Source organism: Rhizobium sp. NXC14 (assembly GCF_002117485.1).
Lineage (GTDB): Bacteria > Pseudomonadota > Alphaproteobacteria > Rhizobiales > Rhizobiaceae > Rhizobium.
Genome location: NZ_CP021030.1, coordinates 2,873,360 through 2,896,905, shown reverse-complemented (window position 1 = coordinate 2,896,905; position 23,546 = coordinate 2,873,360). Strand labels below are relative to the sequence as shown.

At 60.5% G+C, this 23,546-nt stretch carries 21 protein-coding genes; 14 read left to right on the top strand and 7 right to left on the bottom strand.

The features are described 5' to 3' along the window. Window positions 1-66: 66 nt before the first annotated feature. Window positions 67-1,113, bottom strand: a complete 1,047-nt coding sequence (locus tag NXC14_RS14335; RefSeq protein WP_085780122.1) for an NAD(P)-dependent alcohol dehydrogenase — start codon at window positions 1,111-1,113, stop codon at window positions 67-69. A 206-nt stretch (window positions 1,114-1,319) separates the two neighbouring features. On the opposite strand from NXC14_RS14335, the gene NXC14_RS14330 reads away from it, so the two are divergent. The 3 genes from NXC14_RS14330 to NXC14_RS14320 all read left to right on the top strand — a co-directional run bounded on the left by NXC14_RS14330 (window position 1,320) and on the right by NXC14_RS14320 (window position 5,063). Then, window positions 1,320-2,228, top strand: a complete 909-nt coding sequence (locus NXC14_RS14330; protein WP_085778702.1) for an AraC family transcriptional regulator — start codon at window positions 1,320-1,322, stop codon at window positions 2,226-2,228. A gap of 94 nt (window positions 2,229-2,322) precedes the next feature. Continuing rightward, on the top strand, window positions 2,323-3,381 hold the full coding sequence (locus tag NXC14_RS14325) for a glycosyltransferase family 2 protein (protein WP_085778701.1): 1,059 nt from the start codon (window positions 2,323-2,325) through the stop codon (window positions 3,379-3,381). Continuing rightward, a complete protein-coding gene (locus NXC14_RS14320; protein ID WP_085778700.1) occupies window positions 3,381-5,063 on the top strand; it encodes a hypothetical protein in 1,683 nt (560 codons plus the stop codon). Before NXC14_RS14325 ends, NXC14_RS14320 begins: the two co-directional genes overlap by 1 nt. Here NXC14_RS14320 and NXC14_RS14315 read toward each other — a convergent pair. Both NXC14_RS14315 and NXC14_RS14310 read right to left on the bottom strand, forming a co-directional pair. Then, the gene (locus NXC14_RS14315) at window positions 5,058-6,062 is read right to left on the bottom strand and encodes a sugar-binding transcriptional regulator (RefSeq protein WP_085778699.1); all 1,005 of its coding nucleotides are present in this window, start codon (window positions 6,060-6,062) and stop codon (window positions 5,058-5,060) included. The genes NXC14_RS14320 and NXC14_RS14315 overlap by 6 nt on opposite strands. A 90-nt stretch (window positions 6,063-6,152) precedes the next feature. Beyond that, a complete protein-coding gene (locus tag NXC14_RS14310; protein WP_085778698.1) occupies window positions 6,153-7,187 on the bottom strand; it encodes a sn-glycerol-3-phosphate import ATP-binding protein UgpC in 1,035 nt (344 codons plus the stop codon). A 152-nt stretch (window positions 7,188-7,339) separates the two neighbouring features. On the opposite strand from NXC14_RS14310, the gene NXC14_RS14305 reads away from it, so the two are divergent. The 6 genes from NXC14_RS14305 (at window position 7,340) to NXC14_RS14280 (ending at window position 13,869) form a co-directional block, all read left to right on the top strand. Further along, complete coding sequence (locus tag NXC14_RS14305) at window positions 7,340-8,698, top strand: extracellular solute-binding protein (protein WP_085778697.1); 1,359 nt, start codon at window positions 7,340-7,342, stop codon at window positions 8,696-8,698. A 13-nt stretch (window positions 8,699-8,711) separates the two neighbouring features. Continuing rightward, complete coding sequence (locus tag NXC14_RS14300) at window positions 8,712-9,677, top strand: ABC transporter permease subunit (RefSeq protein WP_198175530.1); 966 nt, start codon at window positions 8,712-8,714, stop codon at window positions 9,675-9,677. A gap of 2 nt (window positions 9,678-9,679) precedes the next feature. Beyond that, complete coding sequence (locus NXC14_RS14295; protein ID WP_085778696.1) at window positions 9,680-10,600, top strand: ABC transporter permease subunit; 921 nt, start codon at window positions 9,680-9,682, stop codon at window positions 10,598-10,600. Window positions 10,601-10,628: 28 nt separating this feature from the next. After that, window positions 10,629-11,357 carry a glycerophosphodiester phosphodiesterase family protein gene (locus tag NXC14_RS14290; RefSeq protein ID WP_085778695.1) on the top strand — a complete coding sequence of 243 codons (729 nt, stop codon included), beginning with the start codon at window positions 10,629-10,631 and terminating at the stop codon, window positions 11,355-11,357. A 3-nt stretch (window positions 11,358-11,360) separates the two neighbouring features. Next, the gene (locus NXC14_RS14285; RefSeq protein ID WP_085778694.1) at window positions 11,361-12,077 is read left to right on the top strand and encodes an HAD-IA family hydrolase; all 717 of its coding nucleotides are present in this window, start codon (window positions 11,361-11,363) and stop codon (window positions 12,075-12,077) included. Between the two features lie 160 nt (window positions 12,078-12,237). Further along, on the top strand, window positions 12,238-13,869 hold the full coding sequence (locus NXC14_RS14280; protein WP_085778693.1) for an FGGY-family carbohydrate kinase: 1,632 nt from the start codon (window positions 12,238-12,240) through the stop codon (window positions 13,867-13,869). 26 nt (window positions 13,870-13,895) lie between these two features. Here the strand turns inward: NXC14_RS14280 and NXC14_RS14275 are convergent, their stop codons facing one another. After that, window positions 13,896-14,354 carry a hypothetical protein gene (locus NXC14_RS14275; RefSeq protein WP_085778692.1) on the bottom strand — a complete coding sequence of 153 codons (459 nt, stop codon included), beginning with the start codon at window positions 14,352-14,354 and terminating at the stop codon, window positions 13,896-13,898. A gap of 172 nt (window positions 14,355-14,526) precedes the next feature. Here NXC14_RS14275 and NXC14_RS14270 point away from each other — a divergent pair, with 172 nt between their 5' ends. The 4 genes from NXC14_RS14270 (at window position 14,527) to NXC14_RS14255 (ending at window position 18,950) form a co-directional block, all read left to right on the top strand. After that, window positions 14,527-15,192, top strand: a complete 666-nt coding sequence (locus NXC14_RS14270) for a TetR/AcrR family transcriptional regulator C-terminal domain-containing protein (RefSeq protein ID WP_176536237.1) — start codon at window positions 14,527-14,529, stop codon at window positions 15,190-15,192. A gap of 50 nt (window positions 15,193-15,242) precedes the next feature. Beyond that, a complete protein-coding gene (gene ilvC, locus NXC14_RS14265) occupies window positions 15,243-16,262 on the top strand; it encodes a ketol-acid reductoisomerase (RefSeq protein WP_085778691.1) in 1,020 nt (339 codons plus the stop codon). A 209-nt stretch (window positions 16,263-16,471) separates the two neighbouring features. Beyond that, window positions 16,472-17,533: a polysaccharide pyruvyl transferase family protein gene (locus NXC14_RS14260; RefSeq protein WP_085778690.1), complete on the top strand. Its 1,062-nt coding sequence runs from the start codon at window positions 16,472-16,474 to the stop codon at window positions 17,531-17,533. A gap of 115 nt (window positions 17,534-17,648) precedes the next feature. Next, a complete protein-coding gene (locus NXC14_RS14255) occupies window positions 17,649-18,950 on the top strand; it encodes a Coenzyme F420 hydrogenase/dehydrogenase, beta subunit C-terminal domain (RefSeq protein WP_085778689.1) in 1,302 nt (433 codons plus the stop codon). Here NXC14_RS14255 and NXC14_RS14250 read toward each other — a convergent pair. The 3 genes from NXC14_RS14250 to NXC14_RS14240 are packed head-to-tail and all read right to left on the bottom strand — an operon-like array spanning window position 18,924 to window position 21,630. Then, on the bottom strand, window positions 18,924-19,898 hold the full coding sequence (locus NXC14_RS14250; protein WP_085778688.1) for a beta-xylosidase: 975 nt from the start codon (window positions 19,896-19,898) through the stop codon (window positions 18,924-18,926). The two genes, NXC14_RS14255 and NXC14_RS14250, sit on opposite strands and share 27 nt — an antisense overlap. A 32-nt stretch (window positions 19,899-19,930) precedes the next feature. Beyond that, window positions 19,931-20,530 carry a histidine phosphatase family protein gene (locus NXC14_RS14245; RefSeq protein ID WP_085778687.1) on the bottom strand — a complete coding sequence of 200 codons (600 nt, stop codon included), beginning with the start codon at window positions 20,528-20,530 and terminating at the stop codon, window positions 19,931-19,933. Beyond that, the gene (locus tag NXC14_RS14240) at window positions 20,527-21,630 is read right to left on the bottom strand and encodes an inositol-3-phosphate synthase (protein WP_085778686.1); all 1,104 of its coding nucleotides are present in this window, start codon (window positions 21,628-21,630) and stop codon (window positions 20,527-20,529) included. The genes NXC14_RS14245 and NXC14_RS14240 overlap by 4 nt, the downstream gene beginning before the upstream one ends. A gap of 149 nt (window positions 21,631-21,779) precedes the next feature. Here NXC14_RS14240 and NXC14_RS14235 point away from each other — a divergent pair, with 149 nt between their 5' ends. Next, window positions 21,780-23,528, top strand: coding sequence for a hypothetical protein (locus NXC14_RS14235; protein WP_085778685.1), 1,749 nt, complete (start codon window positions 21,780-21,782; stop codon window positions 23,526-23,528). Window positions 23,529-23,546: the final 18 nt, after the last annotated feature.

The window sequence follows — 23,546 nt, the reverse complement described above, 5'->3', positions numbered from 1 at the left end:
CACGACTTCGGCGGCTGCGGCATTTCGCATCAGGGCGGCTGCCTGAGCAGCCGCCTTCCATTATCCTCAGGCCGCCAGCGAGGCGATGTCGATGACGAAGCGGTAGCGGACGTCGCTCTTCAGGACGCGTTCATAGGCTTCGTTGACCTGGTCGATGTTGATCTTCTCGATTTCGGAGACGATGTTGTGCTTGCCGCAGAAATCGAGCATTTCCTGGGTTTCCTTGATCGAGCCGATCATCGAGCCGGAGATGCTCTTGCGGCCGGGAATGATCGAGAAGGCGTGCACCGGGATTGGGTTTTCGGGCGCGCCGACGACCACGAAGGAGCCGTCCACCTTGAGAAGGCCGAGATAGGCGTTCCAGTCGATCTCGGCGCTGACAGTGCAGATGATCAGGTCGAAGGTACCGGCGAGCTTGGTGAAGGTTTCCGGGTCGTTGGTGGCGTAATATTCCTTGGCGCCGAGCTTCAGACCGTCTTCCTTCTTGGAAAGGGTCTGGGAGAGAACGGTGATGTCGGCGCCCATCGCCGAACCCAGCTTGACGCCCATGTGCCCGAGGCCGCCCATGCCGACGATCGCGACCTTCTTGCCGGGACCGGCGTTCCAGTGGCGCAGCGGCGAATAAAGCGTGATGCCGGCGCAGAGCAGCGGTGCGGAGGCGTCGAGCGGAAGGTTGTCCGGGATGGACATGACGTAGCCTTCCTTGACAACGATCGAGTCGGAATAGCCGCCCTGGGTGCGCGTCTTGCCGTCGGCTTCGAAGTCGTTGTAGGTGCCGCAGAGGCCCGGCATATACTGTTCGCGGTCGAGATCGCGCTCGGCGCAGCCGACGCAGGAATCGACGAAGCAGCCGACGCCGACACGGTCGCCGACCTTGAACTTGGTGACGGCGGAGCCGACGGCCGAGACAATGCCGGCGATCTCATGGCCCGGTACGATCGGATAGACGGCGTTCTTCCACTCGTTGCGGACGGTGTGAATATCAGAATGGCAGATGCCGGCGAACTTGATGTCGATGACGACGTCGTCGGGTCTGGGGTCGCGGCGCTCGAAGGTAAAAGGGGTCAGCGGTTTGGAAGCATCGGTCGCGGCATAGCCTCTTGCGATAGGCATGGGAACCATCCTTTTTCGGTTGTGGGGTGGGGTTGAGCGGGATGGCGCACTATTGCCCGGAACGCGGCGAGGGCGTTAGAGTGATCCTCTCAGCTTTTTGCACGATCCTGCAAAAGTGGGGTGCCTGCCTGTTTGAGAAATGTTCCAGACACTCTAAATGACGGCAGTAACGACGGCGTCGAATAGTTGACAGAAAGAGTTGCCGCATGACCTTGCCTTTCAGCGCCTATCAGGAGATCGTCGACCTCGCCATGCGCTTCGCGCCCGGGGACGGCGAGTTCTCGACCGCTGTCGGCAATCTTCATATCAGCCGCAGGTCGAAGCCCAGCGATCCCTTGCACAGCAGCTACCGACCCTGCTTCGCCTTCGTGCTGCAGGGGGCCAAAAGCCTGCAGCTCGGCACGGAAATGATCAGCTACGGCACCGGCGATTATCTCTTGACCTCGCTCGATCTGCCGGTCGCCTGGCGGGTTACGGAGGCAAGTCCCGAGGTGCCGCATCTCTGTCTCGGGATGGCGATTGATTCCGAAAAGCTGCTGGAGCTGCTCAGCCGCATCGATGTTCCGCGCCCGGCCTCCCATACCGACGGGCAGCGCGGAATGGTGGTCAGCGTCGCGCCGCCGGAACTCATGGATGCCGCCGTCCGCCTGCTGCGTTTGCTCGATCGTCCAGGCGACATTCCAGCCATGGCGCCGCTGATCGAGCAGGAAATTCTCTACAGGGTGCTGACCGGGCCGCACGGCGCCCGGCTGATCAACATCGCCACGGCAGACAGTCACAGCAACAGGATTGCCCGCGCCGTCGCATGGCTGAAGGAGAATTTCGCGCGGCCGTTGCGCATCGAAAACCTTGCCGAACGCGTCAATATGAGCGTCTCTTCCTTCCATCACCACTTCAAGTCGGTGACGGCGATGACGCCGGTGCAGTATCAGAAGCAGCTGCGGCTGCACGAGGCCCGACGGCTGATGCTCGTCGAGCGGCTCGATGCGGGCACGGCCGGCCACCGCGTCGGCTATCAGAGCCCGTCGCAATTCAGCCGCGAATACAGCCGCCTCTACGGCGCTTCGCCGGCCCGCGATATCGACGGCGTGCGCGAGATGGTGGCAGCGGAATAGACGCAGGTGGCTCCGGCCAAAGCGCGGTATTAAAGGATGCTTGACGTTTCCCGGCTAGGCTGGCGCCATCAATCAAGCAGGCACCGCCGTTCGCATGACGCAAGCACCGTTTCTTTCCATCGTCGCGCCTTGTCACAACGAGGAAGAGGGCCTGCGTGAATTCTGCCGCCGTGCGGCCGCTGCTGCTCGGAGCGTCGCCGGCGATGCATTCGAGATTATCCTTGTCGATGACGGCTCGTCCGACGGCACCTGGGAGATCATTTCGGAACTGGCGGCAAAAGTTCCGCAGGTGCTCGGCGTTCGCCTCCTGCGCAACCACGGCCACCAGCTGGCGTCGACGGCCGGCCTTTCGGCTTCGCGGGGCGAGCGCGTTCTCCTGATCGACGCCGATCTTCAGGATCCGCCCGAGCTGCTTTTGATGATGATGCCGATCATGGAGCGCGGCGCCGACGTCGTCTACGGCCAGCGCACGCGCCGCGAAGGCGAAACCTGGTTCAAGCTCGCGACTGCTTCGCTGTTCTATCGCGCGCTTTCCAGGCTCGCTTCCGTGACCATTCCGCGCGACACCGGTGATTTCCGGCTGATGCGCCGGCGCGTCGTCGATATCCTGCTGGCGATGCCGGAGCGCGATCGCTTTATCCGCGGCATGGTGAGCTGGATCGGCGGCCGGCAGGTGGCTCTGCCTTATGAGCGGGACGCGCGCCTTGCCGGCTCGACGAAATATCCGCTGCGCAAGATGATCAATTTCGCGCTGGATGCGATCACCAGCTTTTCGACGACGCCGCTACGCATCGCCACATGGCTCGGCATGATCAGCGCCGGCATCGCGATGGCGCTGCTCGTCTATACCTTCGTTCGCTGGCTGCAGGGCGAGACGGTCACCGGCTGGTCGTCCATCATGGCCGCCGTTAGCGCGTTCAGCGCCATCCAGCTGATCTGCATCGGGATCATCGGCGAATATCTCGGCCGTCTCGTCCAGGAGAGCAAGAAGCGGCCGATGTTCATGATCGAAACGATCCTGCGGGGCAGCGAACACGCCGAGCTGCCGACGGTCTTTTCGGAGATGGGAGCCGGCGACAAGCGCGCCGCGCTGGATGCGGCCTTCGGATTCGAAGAGTTGGCATCGTCGCAAAAGAGTAATCGGATCGGATAATGGACCAGATTTCCACACCTGCTGTAGCCGCAGCCGGTTCTGATGAATTGGCAGCCCGGCAGGATTCCACCATTGCGATCGCCGTTTTCGTAGCGTCTGTCGCCATCCTGGTCGTGTTGTTCCGCTTTCCGCCAGTTCTTGATTACGCCAATCACTATGCCCGTATCTGGCTTCTATCCGGAGGCATCGGCGAGCAGCCGTTTCCCGAGATCTATGCGGTCGATTGGAACCGCACCTTCACCAATGTCGGCATCGATCTTCTGGCGATCAGGATAGGGCCCCTTGTCGGCGCGGACAGGCTGGCGCGCGCCTTGCTTTTCCTGGCGATCGTGCTGCCGCCGCTTGGCGCGATCGCGCTGCACCGGACGCTTTTCGGCAGCCGGTCCTACTGGCAGATCGCCATGCTGTCGCTTGGTTGGTGCGCCACCGTGATTGGTGGCTTCATCAATTTCCAGATCGGTCTCGGCATGGCCTTGTTCTTCGCATGCGCCGATCTTCGGCTGCAGCGCCGCAACTTCGCCCTGCTGTTTGCCTGGCGGCTTGCCGCCGCGCTGCTGCTGACGGTGATGCACATCTTCTCGCTCGGCTTCTATATGGCGATCATCTGCGGCCTCGAATTTTCCTGGCGTTTCGACATCTTGCGATCGAAGTCCCGCCTGGTGAGACTCGCCAGTCGGTTAACACCGGCGCTGGGCGCCTGCGTTTTGCCGCCGATCGCACTCTATCTCCGTTCGCCAGCTTTGCCCAACGCCGGTGATAACGGCCTTGCCCTTGCCTGGAATGACAGCGTCGTCCTGATTGTCATGAATGTGCTCTCCGCGATCACCACATACATTCCGGTGGTAGACGTGGTGATGGTTCTGCCATTGATCCTCATCTGCACCCGTGCTTCACGCGCGGGCGATATCCGCGTGCATGCGGGGCTTGCCGTGGCCGCCAGCGGACTGCTGCTGCTCTCTTGTGTTTCGCCTCGCCATATGCTCGGAACCGGATGGATCAGTTGGCGCTTTCCGATCATGACGGCGCTCGTCGCCATGGCGATGGTGTGTCCTTTCGCCAGTCTGGCGCGCCGCCAGGCGCTATTGCTGGCGCTTATCGTCAATCTCGCGGTTTTCGGCCGGACGGGCTGGATCGGTTGGAACTGGTGGCTTGCACAAAAGGACGTCGCTGCCGTAGAGACCGTACTCAAAAAGGTGCCGGTTGGCGCGGCCGTTCTGCCCCTCGGGCATGACCCGAGGATGGTGAGTGGCCTTGCGCACTCCAGCCGGTATTTTTTCTTCAGAGAGGAGACTTTCTGGCATCTGCCGACGCTTGCCACGCCTTTCGCGCATGCGTTCGTGCCGACGCTCTTCACCGCGAACGGCAAGCAGCCGCTATCGGTTCTGACACCATGGTCTGAGATCGCGGTCCCCGAAGGCAATCTGCTGTCGATCGGCGTGCTTTCGTGCCCGGCGATGATGCAGGTCTATGAAAACTTCACACCCTATCTGTCGGACTGGCGCGGGCGTTTCGATTTCATCCTCGTCGCGAACGCCGATATTCCCGACCGCTATGTCGGCACCGCGATGCCGGCTGGTCTGACGCTGATCGAGGATGCCGGTTTCGCCAAGCTCTACGCGATCGACAAGGCGGCGCCGGCAAAACCGCTTTCGATTCCCGCCGGCTGCGCGGCGGCTCTATGACCCGCTGCCTGCCCTGAGATGGAGCGCAAGCTCTCGCGCTTGCCTGGCCGTGTCTTCGTCGCAGACCAGCACGTTGCCGAGGCCGGACAGCAACACGGCGGCGATCGACTGCGCCTTGTTCAGGCCGCCTGACGCGAAGACGACATTGGGAATGGCGCGCAGCGCTTCCAGCTCGGGCGCGATCGCGCATCTGTTGATCGCATGGTCGATCGGCTGCCCCTTCTTATCGACGAACTGGCCGAGCACGTCACCACAGGCACCGGCTGCGAGCAATTCCTCGATGTTGATGTTGCGTGGCAAGCCGTAGCGCATCAGCAGCGAACGCTCGGTCATGTCGCCGATGCTGAGCACGATGACGTCATTGGTCTCGATCTGTCGAAAGGCCGATTCAAAAACATCCTGCCGGATGATTGCCGTCCGCGATTCCGGGCTGCCGGCATAGATCGGTGCAGCAAGATAGGAGCATTCCGCATTGAGCTGGCGGGCAAGGTCGCTTGCAATGTCAAAGGTATTGATTTCGATGCCGTGCGTCAGCCCGCCCATGACCGAATTGACGCAGATATCAGGCCGTCTGAGCGAAGGCATATGCCGCACCATTTCGCGGAGGGTCGCTCCCCACCCGACGCCAACGCCGCGGATATTGCCGGCGTTCAGCAACTGGACGAGATAATCGGCCGCCGCCTGGCCGAGCAGGACGGGAATGAGCTCTTCGTCCTCCGGTGTCGGTACGATGATCGCGCGATTTAGAGAGAATTCCGCCGCCAGCTGCTGCTCCAGGGCGACGCATGAGGTCAGCCGGGAATTGAGGGTAATCGTCACAAGGCCGGATCGGCGAGCCTCGGCGATGATCTTGTTGACGCGAAGCCTGTTGGTCGAAAGCGCTTCTGCGATTTCGCCCTGCGTGCGTCCCTCCATGTAATAGAGCCAGACCACGCGCACCTGCATCTGCTCGTCCGAGAGCGCTACGGGCGCGGAAGAAGCACTTCTGTTCTGTGACATGCGATAATCTGCGCCTCCGCTTCTACGCCATGGATCTCAAATCCCCGGAGCTTGTCAATCGCAGGAGCCCGTCGTCAGCCGCTTCACCTGTCAGTCGGTTCTCCGGCCGGTCGACTTGTTGAAGGGATGCAAGGCTTCCGTGCCTACATGACACGAAATGCGGTCGTTTTCCCGCAGATGTCGATCAGTAGGCACGCTCGCGACGATGCGCTTCCGGCTTTCGTCGATGCGCAGATGCACGTTGTTCTCATCGCCGACGGTTTCGATCAATTCGACATGGCCATCGAACCGGAGATCATGCGCCGATCCGGCGCCGAGGCTGATCGAACCGGGTCTGATGCCGACGAGATCCGTGTCTCTCGGAAGCGCGAGGTCGCTGGGGCCGAGTTCATCCAGTTCGATCAGGTTCATCGGCGGAGAACCGATGAAGCCGGCAACGAAGACGGTTTCGGGACGGCGATACACCTCGATCGGTGTCCCGATCTGCTCGATTCGGCCGCCGTTCATGACGACAAGCCTGTCGGCGAGCGTCATCGCCTCGAGCTGGTCGTGCGTCACATAGAGGCTGGTCGTCTTAAGCTGCCGCTGCAACCTCCGAATTTCGACGCGCATTTGCACGCGAAGCTTCGCATCCAGATTGGACAAGGGTTCGTCGAAGAGGAAGGCGGCGGGATCGCGGACGAGAGCGCGGCCCATGGCGACGCGTTGGCGCTGTCCGCCTGAGAGCTGACGGGGGCGTCGCTCGAGAAATTCGCCGATTTCCAGAATGTCGGCGGCGTCAGCGATCCGCCGGTCGATCTCGTGGCGAGGAACGCGGCGGTTCTTAAGTCCGTATTCGAGATTCTGCCGAACGGTCATGTGAGGATAGAGCGCGTAGTTCTGGAAGACCATCGCGATGTTGCGGTCGGCCGGATCGACCTGGCCAACGTCATTGCCTGAAATCCTGATGTGCCCGGAGCTTATGGCTTCCAGGCCCGCAATCATCCGCAGCAAGGTCGATTTTCCGCATCCTGATGGGCCGACCAGCACAATCATTTCGCCGTCCGCGACAGTCAGATTGATGCCTTTCACTGCCGGAACCGGTCCGTAGTTCTTCTTCAGGTCGATCAGTTCGATAGCCGCCATGATATCCTTCCCCCGAGGTCGTCATACATTTGTAACACGCTATTGACATTTGTAACAAGTGACCCCAACCTTGTTTTATCGCCGCTCTGGGAGGGGTTGACCGGCGCTCCACGCACCGGTCGGCGAACAAAGGCAATGGAGAGGAAAACGAAATGACGGCAATGTCTTTGATAGGATCCCGTTTCGGACGGACAATCCGGTCATTCGCGGCGGGCGCTGCACTGGTGGGGCTCGGGCTGACGAATGCAGGCCACGCCAGCGCCGCCGATCGCGTCAAGATCGAATGGTGGAATGCGGCAGGCGGCCGCTTGGCCGAAATCACCACCCAGCTGATTAAGGACTTCAACGCCTCGCAGGACAAATACGAGGTCGTCGGCATCGGCAAAGGCAATTACGAGGAGACCATGGCGGCGATGGTGGCCGCCTACCGCGTCCATCAGCAGCCGGTGCTGATCCAGGCCGCCGAGCGCGGGTTCCTCACCATGTACAATTCCGGCGCCATCATTCCAGTGCCGCAGCTGATGGAGAAGGAAGGCTACAAGGTCGACTGGAATGATTTCGTCGCGCCGGTCGCGGGCTTCTATCTGGTCGACGGCAAGCCGGCGGCGATGCCCTTCAACAGCTCAACGCCGATCTTCTGGTACAATGCCGATCACTTCAAGGCAGCCGGCTTCGACAAGCCGGGCCAGACCTGGCAGGAGCTCGACAAGCAACTGCGCGCTATCAAGGAGAAAGGTGTCTCGAAGTGCCAGATGGCGCTTGCGAACGACTTCTACTGGAGCCTGATCGAGAACTACGCGGCGATCCAGGACCAGCCTTACGGTACCAAGGCGAATGGCTTCGGCGGCCTCGACACCGAATTCATCTTCAACAAGAGCCCATTGATGGTCGGTCAGGTGACACGCCTCAAGACGTGGATGGACGCCGGCATCCTGCAGATCGCCGGGCAGGGGCTCTCGCCGGACCAGCTGTTCACCTCTGGAACCTGCTCGACTTATGTGGCCTCCACCGCGGCGCACGCCGCCGTCGAGAGCGGCGCGAAATTCAATTGGAGCGCAACGTTCCTGCCGCATGAGGAAGGCATCGAGCCGAAAAACAGCACCATTGGCGGCGGGGCGCTCTGGGTTCTCAAAGGCAAGTCGGAAGAAGAATATGCCGGCGCGGCGGCCTTCCTGAACTTCGTCGCCTCACCGAAGACGCAGGTCTGGTGGAGCAAGCAGACAGGCTATGTCCCGGTGACGAATACAGCCTATGAGCAGGCCAAGTCCGAGGGCTACTTCAAGGACCACCCGACCCGCGAGATCGCCATTCTCCAGCTCACGCGCGGTACCCCGACAGACAATTCGCGCGGCTTCCGCTTCGGCAATCATAACCAGTCGATGGCACTTCTGGTGGAAGAGATCCAGGGCGTCTGGACCGGCCAGAAGACCCCGCAACAGGCGCTGGATGCGGCGGCGACCCGCGGAAACCAGATCCTTCGCCAGTATGAGCAGCTTCATGCAGCAAAGTAGAACCTTGGGAAGGATGGAAGGCGCCGCGCGGCGCCTTCGCATCCCCGATCTTCTGTCGACGGGCCGCTCGGTCGCGCAGCCGTCGGAGCCCGGGTTGAAGTCCGCCCACTTCAACAGACCGTGGCTTGCCTTCGGCCTTGTCGCGCCGCAGCTGCTGATCCTGCTGTTCTTCTTTTTCATTCCCTCTTACAAGGCGCTATCGCTGGCCTTCGTTCAGGTCGATCCCTTCGGCGGCACCGAGATTTTCATCGGACTGACAAATTTCTACAATCTCTTCGCCAGCCCGGAATATCGCGGCAGCGCGCTGTTCACGCTCTGGTTCACCGTTGCACAGAACTGCGCGACGCTTCTGCTTGCCGGGCTGTTTGCCTTCGCGACCGATTTTGTGATCAGGGGCAGGGGGATCTACAAGAGCATCATCCTCCTTCCCTATGCGATCGCGCCTGTCATATCGGGCGTGATCTGGGCCTTCCTGTTCAATCCGGCGGTTGGGCCGATCGCGCAGCTTCTGCACGGGTTCGGCTTCGACTGGGATCCGAACCGGCGGCCTTTCGATGCGCAGCTGCTGGTGACCATCGCTTCTGTCTGGAAGAATGTCTGCTACGACTACATATTTCTCGTCGCCGCATTGCTTGCTGTGCCTGTCTCGCTTCTGGAAGCGGCAAAGCTCGACGGCGCAAGACCCGTCCGGCGCTTCTTCACGATTTCACTTCCGCTGATCTCGCCGACGATCTTCTTCCTCGTGGTGATGAACTTCGTCTACGGCCTGTTTGAAACCTTCGGCATTATCGACGCGGTCACCCGCGGCGGCCCGGCCGGGGCGACGAACAGTCTGGTCTACAAGGTGTATCAGGATGGTTTCGTGCAGCTAGACCTCGGCTCGTCGGCCGCGCAATCCGTGCTTTTGATGCTGATTGCCATCCTCTTCACCATCGTTCAATTCCGCGCTCTCGAGCGCAAGGTCAATTACCAGGTGTAGCCATGCCCGAACGCCATCTCGGTCTTTCGATCTTCTGCCACGCCATATTGCTGATCGGCGCGGCTTTTGTCTGCCTGCCGCTCTACTTCGCCTTCGTCGCCGGCTCGCTGACCTTGCAGGAGGTTCAGCAGGCGCCGTTCCCGGTGGTGCCGGGCTCGCATTTCTTCGAAAACCTGGCCGCCGCCTGGCAACAGGGCGAGTTCTCCCAGCTGTTCCTGAATTCGATCATCGTCACCGCCGGCATCGTCGTCGGCAAGCTGGCGATCTCGCTGATCGCCGCGTTCGGCGTCACCTATTTCCGCTTCCCGTTCCGCATGACGGCGTTCTGGCTGATCTTCGTGTCGCTGATGCTTCCGGTCGAGGTCCGCATTATTCCGACCTATGAAGCGGTCGCAGATGCGGCCGGGCCGATCCGCTGGCTGGCTGGCACGATCGGCCTGTCCGGTATCGTCGAAGACCTGACCGGATACAGCATCGAAGCCTCGTTGAAATGGACCATGGTCAACAGCTATGCTGGCCTGATCCTGCCGCTGATCGCCTCCGCCTCGGCGACCTTCCTGTTCCGGCAGTTTTTCCTGACCGTTCCCGACGAACTTTGCGAGGCGGCCAAGCTCGACGGCGCCGGCCCTCTGAAGTTCTTCAAGGATATCCTGCTGCCGCTGTCGAGCGCCAATATCGCTGCGCTATCGATCATCCTGTTTCTCTATGGCTGGAACCAGTATTTGTGGCCGCTGCTCTTCACCACCAACAAGGAGATGGGAACGGCCGTCCTCGGGCTGAAGCAGCTCGTCCCGGTCTCCGACTCCGCGCCCGCCTGGAACATTGCGATGAGCGCTGCGCTGCTCGTCATGCTGCCGCCGGCGGCTGTCATTCTCTTCATGCAACGCTGGTTCACAAAGGGACTGGTGGACTCCGGAAAGTAACACGCGACATCTCAAGGATATTCAGACGATGGTGCATATCATCGGCCACCGTGGCGGCCGCAATCTCTGGCCCGAGAACAGTCTCTCGGGCTTCCGCAAACTCGCGCAGATGCCTGTCGACGGCGTGGAGTTCGACATCCACCTGACGCGTTCGGGCGAAATGCTCGTCATTCACGACCCGACGCTGGAGCGCACAACGGATGCGCGCGGGCCGGTCGCCGATCTCGGCTCAGGAAAACATCGTGAAATCAGCCTCAAGGACAGTGACGGGGAAGCGATCCCCACCCTGGAAGAGGTCCTCGCCGTCTTCAAGAATACGCCCCTCGAGCTTCATATCGAACTGAAGACCCACGCCGATGGGACGCCTTACGAGGGGCTCGCCGCCGAGGCATTTGCCGCCGTCGAGCGGCTTGGTCTTATGGAGCGCTCGATCCTGACGAGTTTTCATCCCGACGTGCTTGCCGATATTCGCAAGGCCGCCCCTGGAATTCGCACCTTGTCGTCCTTCGACGCCAAGTCTGCCGAGCGTCTCGGCCTTGCGAGCGGCCTCAGCCTGATGATGCAATATTCGGATATCATCGCCGTCGAAAAGTCGCTGCTTCAGGCGAAGTGGGAGGAGATCACCAGGCTCGTGCCGCTCGACCGGCTCGGGGCCTGGGTTCCGAACGAAATGAGCGATCTCGAATATTGGCTTGCCAAACCGATCAGACAGATAACCACGGACCGTCCGGACCTCGCCTTGCAGGCGCGGGGGTGAGGCATGCTCAATAGCCGCATCGATTATCCCGGCATGTCAGGCACCATGGACAGCGTCGATCTCGTGATCTTCGATTGCGACGGCGTGCTGATCGACAGCGAACCGATTGCCAGCCGTACCCTGGCGGAAACGCTCCAAGGCGCAGGCATTGCGATCACCGCAGCGCAGGCTCATGTCAAGTTCACCGGCAATTCGGAAAGCATCATCGCCGAGATGTGCCGGCACGAATACGGGATCATCGATATCGCTACGTTGTTCGAAAAGTGGCATCTTCATCTATTCGAGGAATTCGCGCGCTCGCTGACGCCCATTGCCGGCATTGCCGAGGTCGTCAACAGTCTCGACCGCCCTAAATGCGTCGCATCGAACAGCACGATGCGGCGGCTGCGCAACAGCTTGGGCAAACTCGATCTCTGGAGCGCCTTTGGGGAAGGCGTCTTCAGCGCCGAATTCGTCTCCCGGCCGAAGCCGGCCCCCGATCTGCTGCTGCATTGCGCCGAGCGTTTCCGGGCCCGGCCGGCCAGATGCATCATGATCGACGACAGCGTTCATGGTGTGGCGGCAGCAATCGCCGCAGGCATGACGGCCATCGGATTCGTCGATCCGGCCGATCCGAGGCCGGGCCGCCGCGCCGTGCTTGATGCCGCCGGAGCCGCCGCCGTTGCGACTGGGGCGGGGGAGCTCCCCGCCATTCTGGAAAAAGTCGGAGGGAGGCTGTGATGGCGCCCCGGGCGGAGGGCGCGTTCAGCGCCAGCCTCCTTGCCATGTCGCCGTGACCGCGTAATGTCCCTGGAGGCGGGGATTTTTCCAGACAACAGACATTGAAGATCGACTGCAGCTGCTAATCAACCCGATCCTTGCCGATCCGAAACGAGAGATCATGAGCGACACATCTCACACCGCAGAAGCCGGCGCCAAATATGTCATCGGCGTCGATGTCGGCACCGGCAGCGCCCGGGCCGGCCTGTTCGATATGGCCGGCAGCATGCTTGCCTCCGCCAAGCGGAATATCAGCCTGTTTCATGAAGCCGGTTCCATCGTCGAACAATCGAGCAGCGAAATCTGGAGCGCCGTTTGCGCGGCTGTGCGAGAGGCCGTCGCCGCAGCCGGCGTCGATCCGGCTTCAGTGGTCGGGCTCGGTTTTGACGCCACCTGCTCGCTCGTCGTCCTCGGCGAAGGGGGCAAGCCGCTTCCAGTCGGGCCTTCGGAAGATCCGGACCGGGACATCATCGTCTGGATGGACCACCGCGCCGTCCCGCAGGCGGAGCGCATCAACGCCGTCGGGCATGACGTGCTGCGCTATGTCGGCGGCCGCATCTCGCCCGAGATGGAGACGCCCAAGCTTCTCTGGCTCAGGGAAAACCGCCCCCAGGTATTCGATGCCGCCTGGCAATTCTTCGATCTTGCGGATTTCCTCACCTGGCGAGCGACCGGCGACCTCTCGCGCTCGACCTGCACGGTCACCTGCAAATGGACCTATCTCGCTCATGAGAAGCGGTGGGACAGCGGTTATTTCCATCAGATCGGTCTCGGCGTGCTGGCGGAGGAAGGGTTTGCCCGCATCGGCAAAGTCATTGTCGAGCCCGGTTCGGCGCTCGGCCAGGGGCTGAGCGCGGCTGCGGCGGAGGAACTCGGGCTGACGCCCGGAACTGCCGTGGCAGCCGGGCTGATCGATGCTCATGCGGGCGGTGTCGGAACCGTCGGCGCCGATCCGCGAGCCAACCTTGCCTATGTCTTCGGGACCTCTTCCTGCACGATGACATCGACGACAGAACCGTCTTTCGTGCCCGGTGTCTGGGGGCCCTATTATTCGGCGATGGTGCCGGGCCTCTGGCTGAACGAGGGAGGCCAGAGCGCCGCCGGTGCGGCGATCGACCATCTCCTCTCCTTCCATCCCGCGGCCAGGGAGGCGAGGGAGCTTTCGAAGAGCGCCGGCGTTGCGCTGCCGGTCCTGCTTGCCGACATGGCCACCCGCAAGGCGGGCCGTTCTTCCGACGCCGTCAGGCTGGCGGCCGGGCTGCATGTCGTTCCCGAATTCCTCGGCAACCGTGCACCCTTTGCCGATCCGCACGCCCGCGCGGTCGTTGCCGGTCTCGGCATGGAACGGGACGTCGACAACATGGTCGCGCTCTACATCGCCGGGCTTTGCGGCATCGGCTACGGCCTCAGGCAGATCATCGACACGCAGGCCGAGGCGGGCGTGACCGTCGATAACATCGTCATCAGCGGCGGGGCCGGTCAGCACGATCTCGTCCGCCAGGTGCTCGCCGATGCGAGCGGCAAGCCAGTGGTGGCGACGAAGGCAGAGGAGCCGGTATTGCTGGGAGCGGCCATTCTCGGCGCTGTCGCCGGCCGGCAATTTGCCGATGTTGGCGAGGCAATGAGCGATCTCACCAAGGTGGAAAAGCGTTTTCAGCCGTCAGAAGGCGAGATTTCAGATCTTCACCGCAGGCGTTACGAAGCGTTCAAGGAGCTTCAGACTTTGGCGCGCAAGCTTCGCAGCGATGGCTGACAGCGCTGCGCGGCAAATGCCGCGAACTAGTTATTGATGGCGATGATCGCCCAATGGCTTTCCTCGCAGGCGTTGTCGTCGCAGACTGCACCCATCCAGACAGCGCCATTTGCAAGCATGACTCCTTCGCTGCTGACGAAGAGATCCTCATATTGCTGGCCGCCGACAGCGCGACGGGTCTCCGGCGTCACCAGATCGTCGAAATTCTCGATGAAATCCTCGGCGTTTTCGACATTATAGGTTTCGCCATCTGCCTTTACGCTCAGGGGATATTCGGCAAGGCCTGCGATGGTCTCGGCATCGCCGGTGCGCATCGCCTGGACGAGTTGGCGCAGCGGCCGGTCGATGCCGGCGGCATCACCGTGCAATTCCTCGATGCGGTTATAGACTTCACTATCCGACTGCGCGGCGGCGCGACCGGTGAAGGGCGTCGTTACCAGGAGCATCGCTCCGGCTAGGAGAAGGGCAGCAGGTAGACGCGACATAGAAATCTCCCGGCAAATGACATTATGCAGCATTATGGAATCTCAATCCGGTGTCCGCCTATCCAATTCTGGTGCGCCACCGGCCTTTCCCGTATAAAAATCTGCCGGGCCTGCTTGACGGCCTGATCGGATTGCCGCATAAAGGTCGCGAACCGTACCGTACGGTACGTATATGGGAGCCGTGACCGTGTCCGTCGATATTGCTGAGCCGAGCGAATTTTCGTCGCGCCAGAACGCCGTTCTGGAGCAGGCGCTGCGGCTGCTCGTTGATGGCGGCGAGAAGGCGCTGACGACCTCGGGTGTTGCGCGCGCCGCCAATTGCTCGAAGGAAAGCCTCTACAAGTGGTTCGGCGATCGCGACGGCTTATTGTCGGCGATGATCGCCTATCAGGCGAGCAAGGTGCGCACCTTCGAGCGCAACGGCGAACGGCTTACGGCGACGAGCCTGCACGACCATGTCGTCATCTTCGCCCGCGACCTGCTGGAAGTGCTCGCCGGCGACGTCTCGCTGGCGCTGAACCGGCTGGCGATCGGCCAATCCCACCGCGACGGCTCGAAGCTCGGCAAGCTCCTGCTCGAACGCGGCCGCCGCCAGATTGACCGGCGCGCCATGGCGCTGATCGATGCCGGCAAGAGGGCAGGGCTCCTGCGCTTTGCCGATGCCGACGAAGCCTATCACACGCTTTACGGCCTTGTCGTTTCCGACCTGCATGTGCGCATGCTGCTCGGCGAACCGGGCCTCAAGGATACCGCACGCCAGGCGGAGAGGGCGGTGACCGCCTTCCTCCGGCTTTACGGCACGGAGAAGGTTCTGGCGGAGATGCCGGCTCTCGGCTGATTTCGCCTTAATGACACTCAACAGGACAAGCACAAGGGAAGGAACTTCAAATGCGCGTCTATTACGATCGTGATGCCGATCTCAACCTCATCAAGGCCAAGAGGGTCGCCGTCATCGGCTACGGCTCGCAGGGCCGCGCCCATGCGCTGAACCTGAAGGACAGCGGCGCCCAGAACGTCGCCATCGCGCTCAAAGCCGGTTCGCCCACCGTCAAGAAGGCCGAGGCCGATGGCTTCAAGGTCATGACCGTCGCCGAAGCCGCCGGATGGGCCGACCTGATGATGATGGCGACGCCGGACGAACTCCAGGCCGACATCTACAAGTCAGACATCGCTCCGAACATCCGCGACGGCGCTGCCATCGCTTTCGCCCACGGTCTCAACGTTCACTTCGGCCTGATCGAGCCGAAGGCTTCCGTCGACGTCGTCATGATCGCCCCGAAGGGCCCGGGCCACACGGTTCGCGGCGAATACCAAAAGGGCGGCGGCGTTCCCTGCCTCGTTGCCGTTCATCAGAACGCCTCCGGCAACGCCCTTGAACTCGCTCTCTCCTACGCCTGCGGCGTTGGCGGCGGCCGTTCCGGCATCATCGAAACCAATTTCCGCGAAGAATGCGAAACCGACCTTTTCGGCGAACAGGTCGTTCTCTGCGGCGGTCTCGTCGAGCTCATCCGCGCCGGTTTCGAAACGCTGGTTGAGGCTGGCTATGCGCCTGAAATGGCCTATTTCGAGTGCCTGCACGAAGTGAAGCTGATCGTCGACTTGATCTATGAAGGCGGCATCGCCAATATGAACTACTCGATCTCCAACACGGCCGAGTGGGGCGAATACGTCACCGGCCCGCGCATCATCACCGAAGAAACCAAGGCTGAGATGAAGCGCGTGCTCAAGGACATCCAGACCGGCAAGTTCACCTCCGAATGGATGCAGGAATACCGGTCGGGTGCGGCCCGCTTCAAGGGTATCCGCCGCAACAACGACAGCCATCAGATCGAGGAAGTCGGCGCCAAGCTGCGCGGGATGATGCCCTGGATCGGCAAGAACAAGCTGGTCGACAAATCGGTCAACTAAGCTGTTTCAGCGAAGCAAAACGGAAAGGCCGGAGTAAAAGCTCCAGCCTCCAGACTGCAGATAACCCCCGGCTGAGCTGGGGGTTATCTGATTCATTGCGACATACTGAAGAAAGCTGCTCCCGAACCAAGAGGCGAGCTGCGGTTTGTTGGGAACGGAACTGGAGTTGGTCGGTTAGTGGAATCTATTCGATCTGCTTCAGGGACCAGATGTCTAAGGCCGGAATTCTTACCTTTCATCGCTGCATAAATTATGGCTCCTATTGGCAGGCACGCTGTCTGGCCGAAGGCCTCGCGTCCATGGGAGTAGAAGCCGTTCTTCTCGAACACATGTCTGATCGCGTGAACCGCGCGGAATGGCAATGCGCGCTGAAACCGCTGCTTCCTGCCGCAACGCCGAAGGAAGACTACCCGCTCTACAAAGCAAAGATCCGGAAATTCTTTCAATCGTTTGCCAGCTTGCCTCTTTCATCGCCGTTTCCCTTGGAGAACCCAGCCGCGATGGACGACTATTCGCTCATCGTCGTCGGCAGCGACGAGGTGTGGAACCTTCGCCATCCCTGGTATGGCGGGTATCCGGTGTTTTATGGAGAAGGCCTGCGATGCGGGCGTGTTGTCTCCTATGCCGCGACGTTTGGAAGTCTGACATCGTCGGAGCGACTGGAGGGGTGGGCGGAAAAGCTGCGAAAGTTCTCTCATATTTCTGTCCGGGACCTCCATTCGGAGCGGATCATCCGCGAGACATTGGGAATAGAGCCCGAACTCGTTCTCGACCCCTGCCTGCAATTTCCGCAGACGATGAAGGCGAGCCGGGATGACGGGGAGGCGGCAGCCTATATAGCCGTCTACGGCCACAGTTTTCCCACATGGTTTCAGGATACCGTGCGCCGGTGGGCAGGAGACCGGGACTATCCGCTCGTCAGCATCGGCTATCGGAACGATTGGGCCGATGAGCAATGGATTGACGCCGGCCCGGAGGACTTCGCCAGCTTTATTTCCGAAGCAAAGGCTGTCGTGACGAACTTCTTTCATGGATGCGTGTTCTCGCTGGTCAACGATAAGCCGTTTGCATGCGTCCTCTCAGATTACCGTTCCAACAAGATTCGCGATCTAACGCGGCTCGTCCGAGCTGAAGATCATGTTCTGACCGAAGATACGACTTCCACGCATCTGGATGGCATCCTCGGTAATCCCCTTCCTATGGGCATTTCCGAGCGGATATCTTCGCTGCGCGACACATCCAACGCCTATCTCAGCCATGCCTTGCAATAGCTCCGGTCAAAAGAATCGGCTCGCGCCAGGCATCGCTCCCAAGGATATTGCAGGCTCCGGCTGCTGCATCGGCTGCGGCTCCTGTGTCGCAAGGTCAGCGCGACCTGATGTGCACATGGAACTCGACCGGTACGGGCAGATGAAGCCGGCAGGCCCGAAGACGTGGTTGCAGGCCCGTGATGAAGATTTTGCGCGAATTTGCCCGTTTTCACCGGTGGCCCGGGACGAGGATGAATTGGCGGCCGAATGTTTTGCCGGTGCGAAAAACCGAGACCCTCTGCTGGGTCGTTACGAGGCTGCCTTTGTCGGCTATGTCGAGGAAGGGGAGTACCGTTCGAACGGCAGCTCCGGCGGAATGGTCACCTGGGTGGCAGCGGAATTGCTGCGCCTGGGGCTTGTCGACGGTGTTGCTCACGTCAAGGAGAGCGATGATCCGCAATCGGAACGGCGCCTGTTTCATTATTCGCTGTCACGTGATCTGCAGGAACTTCAGGCGGGCGCTAAATCTCGATATTATCCAGTCGAGCTTTCCGGAGTGCTTCAGTCCATTCGCGAGGCGCCGGGCCGGTATGCCGTGGTTGGGATTCCTTGTTTCATCAAGGCGGTGCGACTGGCCTGTGCCGATGACCCAGTATTGAAGGAGCGAATTGCCTTCACGCTTGGGCTGTTTTGCGGCCACATGAAAAGCGCGCGAATGGCCGAGAGCTTCGCATGGCAGATGGGGCAGGACATCGGGAAGGTTAAACGGCTCGACTACAGGAAGAAAACCCAGGATCGGCCTGCGAATTGGTATCGGGCTCAGCTGACACTCGAAAACGGCGAGACGTGCGCCCAGGACTGGTGGCATCTGGTCGATGGGGACTGGGGTGCGGGTTTTTTTCAGAATTCTGCCTGCAATTTCTGCGACGACGTCGTGGCAGAAACCGCAGATATCGCTTTCGGGGATGCCTGGAAGGAGCCCTACTCCTCTGATGGAAGAGGAACGAACGTGGTGATCGTCCGCTCAACAGCACTTCTAGATGTGATCCATGCGGGGATTGCTGAGAACAGGATCGCACTGTCTTACGTCGATTCCGACTTGGTCGTAGCCACCCAGGCCGCCGGATTCCGCCAGCGTCGCGAGGGCCTCGCATTCCGGCTGACCTGGCCTCGTATGGGCATGCGCCCGCGAAAACGCGTCCGTCCCGGCAGACATGGCTTGTCCCGACAGCGCATGGCGGTTTACATCATGCGCTATTGGATCAGCTTCTGGAGTCATCGCGTCTTTTCGATCGCCGTTTTCTTGCAAAGCCCCAGACTTTACATTCTGTGGGCTCGTGCTGCCTTGGCATGCTATCAGGGGGTCGCCTATTCCCGAGGACCGATCGGCAGGATAGCCCAGAGCCTGGGTTTAGCCGGCTCCGAGGGACGCACGTGATTCAAGCCCCAGCAATCGGGCTGCTGACTTGGCAACGCGCGACACATATCCGCTATCCCTGCGTGGTGCGTAACGTTCGACCATTTCTTCGCAGAAGCCGGCGAATTCTTCGGGCACCAGGGGCGCACTGGTATGGTGCGGCGCGATACCTCTATGCTCCGGCGTGAAGCAGAACGTCACCGTTACGTCGAAATCTTCGAGGGCCTGCATCTGCCGGTCGAACCAATCGAGGGCGTTGGGCCGGAATCGGTCCGCCCAGGAAAGTCCGGTGCGCACAGATTTCACGCCTAACCGCCTCATCCAGGCAGCAGCCTCATCCAGCCGCGGGTCTTCGAAGTGGAACCATTGCACCAGCCCTAAATCAGGCGTGTGTTTGGCAAACTCCTCAAGCGCCGGTTTGGGCGTTCCGTCTTCGCGCAGAATGCCCATATAGTAGTGCCGATAGTAGGAGGAGCCTTCGGCTTCGCGATGACGCGTTGTTGCCTCCCATGATCGAGGCAGGTCGTAGAGGCTGTACCATTGGCAGCGCTCGACTTTGCCCTTGAGCAACTCGGCAGTTCGTTGAAGGCCCCACAATTGCACTTCCTCCGCACCGAAGGTCGAGACGCCCACTTCGCTGACCCAGATCGGCAGATCGGTGACAGCGCGTATTTCGTTGATTTTCTCCGGCCACTCATGAATTTGCCAGAGATTCCAGTCGAGGGGGAAACCATGCAGCGCGACGGCATCGAGGTGATCGAGCACGCCGTAATTCTTCATGCGGCTGATGAAGAAGGGGTCGATTGGAGATATTCCGCCGAGCACCTTCGTCAGTTCCGGATTCTTGGCTGCGATGGCATCGGCCGCCAGGATTGCCATTTGCGCAAACAGGCTCCATTCAGGATCGATCTCCGGATCCCAGTGCGATTTGTTGTTCGGCTCGTTCCAGATCATCGTGGCTTCGATCATTTGACTTCCCCGGGCAGGATTTAACGAACGGGTTATAAGGTCACTTCGTTGAGCGTCATCACTTTTGCACCCCAGTCGCCGACCACAACGGTGGTGACGGAGGCCGGTGCAATATCAAATCTGGACCAAGCGTCGATTGGCAGTCCCAGAACATGGCTGACAGCCGCCTTGATGACATCGGCATGAGACACTAGCGCTAAGCGCCTATCGTTGCCGCGACGGGCCAATGTCTCTATGAGCCCGAAAATCCGAGTTTGGACGTCCAGCATCGTCTCGCCTCCTGGCGTGCGGACGAGGCTGCGTGTGGTATTCCATCGGCGCCAAAGGGGATCATCATTGAGAACTTCGAAGGTTTTTCCGGACCAGTTGCCGAAATTCACTTCGTCCAAAGCATCGTCCGTTTGCGGCAGAGACAGGCCACAGGCTGATGCGATACCTACTGCAGTCTCCCGTGTTCGTTCGCGCGGGCTGGTGTAGATCTCATTGATGTCCTCTCGGCGCAGCCTCTCCCCGAGACGCTGAACTTGCGAGCGTCCGGATTCGCCAAGCGAAATACCGGCTGTACGGCCCGCCAGGAAATTCCCGACATTGTCGTGCGCTGCGTGACGTACCAGGAAGAAGGTTGCCGTCATTCCGCGGCTCCGAGCAGAACATCCTCCTCATCGTCGATGAAATTCTGCGTCCGGCGGCGGGCCTCGTAATCGGTGAACTGCTGCGGCGGCGATTTCATGAAGTAGCTCGACGGCCCTGTCAGAGCTCCGCCCAGCCCTCTGTCGAGGGCCAGTTTCGCGCAGCGTATTGCATCGATGACAACGCCGGCGGAATTGGGCGAGTCCCACACCTCAAGCTTGAGCTCCGCATTGAGCGGCACGCCGCCGAAAGTGGTGCCCTCGAGCCTGATATAAGCCCATTTGCGATCAGTGAGCCAGGGGACGTGGTCACTTGGTCCTACATGTACATCGTCGGCAGGAAGCGGAATATCCAATTGGCTGGTGACCGACTGGGTCTTGGAGATCTTCTTTGATTCCAGCCGCTCGCGCTCCAACATATTGAGGAAATCAGTGTTTCCGCCGAAATTGAGCTGATAGGTGCGATCCACACGGACGCCCCGTTCGCGGAAGAGATTGACGAGCATTCGGTGGACGATCGTTGCCCCCACCTGGCTCTTGATATCGTCGCCGATGATCGGCAGCTTCCGGGCGGCGAACTTCTGCTGCCATTCCGGTTTGGAGGCTATGAATACCGGAATGCAATTGATAAAAGCGCAACCTGCCGCCAGCGCCTGTTCGGCATACCACTTGGTTGCTTCTTCGGAGCCAACGGGAAGATAGGAAACTAGCACGTCCGTCCCGGTTTGCCTGAGGATTTCCGCTACGTCCGCCGGCGGCTCCGCCGATTCCTCGATCCGATCCTGGAGATACTTCCCTATCCCATCCATCGTCCTGCCGCGTTTCACCTCGACGCCAAGCGGAGCGACATCTGCGAAACGCTGCGTGTTGTTTGGTTCGGCGTATATCGCCTCCGCGACATCGCGCCCTACTTTTGAAGCGGCGACGTCGAAGGCCGCGGATATCTCAATATCGTGCACATGATATCCGCCGAGATCAACGTGCATGAGACCTGGAACCGGCTCGTTTTCCCGGGCGTTATCATAGTAGGTAAGTCCTTGAACCAATGACGAGGCGCAATTGCCAACTCCCACCAATCCAACACGAATGGATTTCGAACGCATGGTTCCCTCCAAGGGCTGCTTGCTGAGGCATCTACAAAGCTAACAAGCGGGAACTGCGCCGGTTCCCGATACCTTCCCGTTTTTTTCGATCGCGTCTGACGATGATCCAACCAGCTCGGGCAGGCATTGCTGCAAGGAAGGAGGACCGGATGCTGGTCTATGGCGATGTCGAGCACATCGAGAACGCAGCAGCAGTACGCGCATCGATTTCAAGATTGATGATGGCGTGCATCGAAATGCAGCCGAGCCGGCAGCGCCACGAAACCCTGGTTCGAGCATTCATCCTGACTGGAGAACTGGTTCAGGGACTGGCCGATCAGGAATTCGGGGGAAAAGGCGCGGACGATATCTCCGAGCTTCAGGATGCAGGCGCGAAATTTCTGCGCATGCAGGCACGGGAGATCATGCAATCTTGGCGAAACGGGTTTTCCGGCAGTTTGTCCTTTCCAGAGGATTGGACAACCAAACTCGAATCTCTCGCCAGCGCCGATCCGGTGCGAATGAAGCGCGCAGAGGGCTACGCCTTTTATGCTTTGTATCCCGAGAGCTATATCGAGGCGGCTTCGATCTCAAACTCGACGTCTAAAACAGTCGTCATCGGGATCCGAAGCATCGGGACCGGACTCGCGGCTCTGGTTTCTGCAGCCTTGGATGCCGAGCCGGCCTATTCGCTGCGCCCGACTGGCCACCCCTTCGAGCGGTACGTACGCGTCACACCGGCTCTTTCCGAGCGGATTCTCGCCGACCATCGCACCGATTTTGCCATCGTCGATGAGGGGCCGGGGCTATCGGGGAGCTCGTTCGGCTGCGTTGCGGACTGGTTGCAGGCCAACGGCGTGGCGTCTGATCGGCTTCATTTTTTCCCGAGCCACACGGGTGAACTAGGCCCGCATGCAAGCAAGCCGCATCGGACCCGTTGGCGGGATCGGCCACGCCATGTCGTCAGCTTCGACGAGCTGACCCTCAAGACCCAAGATCCAAAACATCGTCTGCAGACATGGGCGTCCGATGTTGTCGGCGTTGCACGTTCGTCCTGGCGGGACCTCTCCGGTGGCGCATGGCGCGCGGTTCGGTATCGTGATCCTTCACATTGGCCGCCGAGCTATATGCAGATGGAAAAACGCAAATTCCTGATGGAAGCCGAAGGAGGGGCGTGGCTTGTCAAGTTTGCCGGGCTTGGCGGGAGCGACTCGGACAAGGCCAGAAGAGGCTCCTTGCTAAGCGAAGCCGGTTTTATTCCGAAGATTGCCGGTACCTGTTACGGATTTGTCATCGACGAATGGCTGGATGGAACGCCCCTCGACCATAGTGGTGCAAGCAGGCGCGACATCGCGGATCACCTCGGACGTTATCTCGGTTTTCGTGCCCGTCACCTCCCGGCGCAAAACGGCGGCGCGTCGATCCAGAAATTGTGTGAGATGGCGATTTTCAATATTGCGGAAGCGGCAGGATCGGATACGGCAGAAAAATTGAGGTGCGTGATAAGCACGCCCGAGCGGCTAGCCGGACGATTGCGACGGGTCGATACGGACAACCGGCTTCACCCATGGGAATGGCTGACGACCACCAGCGGGCGCATCGTGAAGACGGATGCGCTCGATCACAACGCGGCCCACGATCTGATCGGGTGCCAGGACATTGCCTGGGATGTCGTGGGCGCCTGCGTGGAATTCGAACTCTCGAGTAAGGAGCGTTATCGTCTTGCCGATCTCGTCGCTCAGGAGGCGGACTGCGATTTGCGCGATGATGTGCTCAAGCTTTTCGAGGCATGTTATCTCGGTTTCCAGATAGGTTTGTGGTCGCAGGCGAGGGCGAGCGTCGATGACGCCGAGAGGGAGCGGATTGAAAGCACCATCAAACGCTACCTGGACCGCCTGCCGCAGTTGATCGGAGCCTGACTGCGGAAGCGGTCTGGA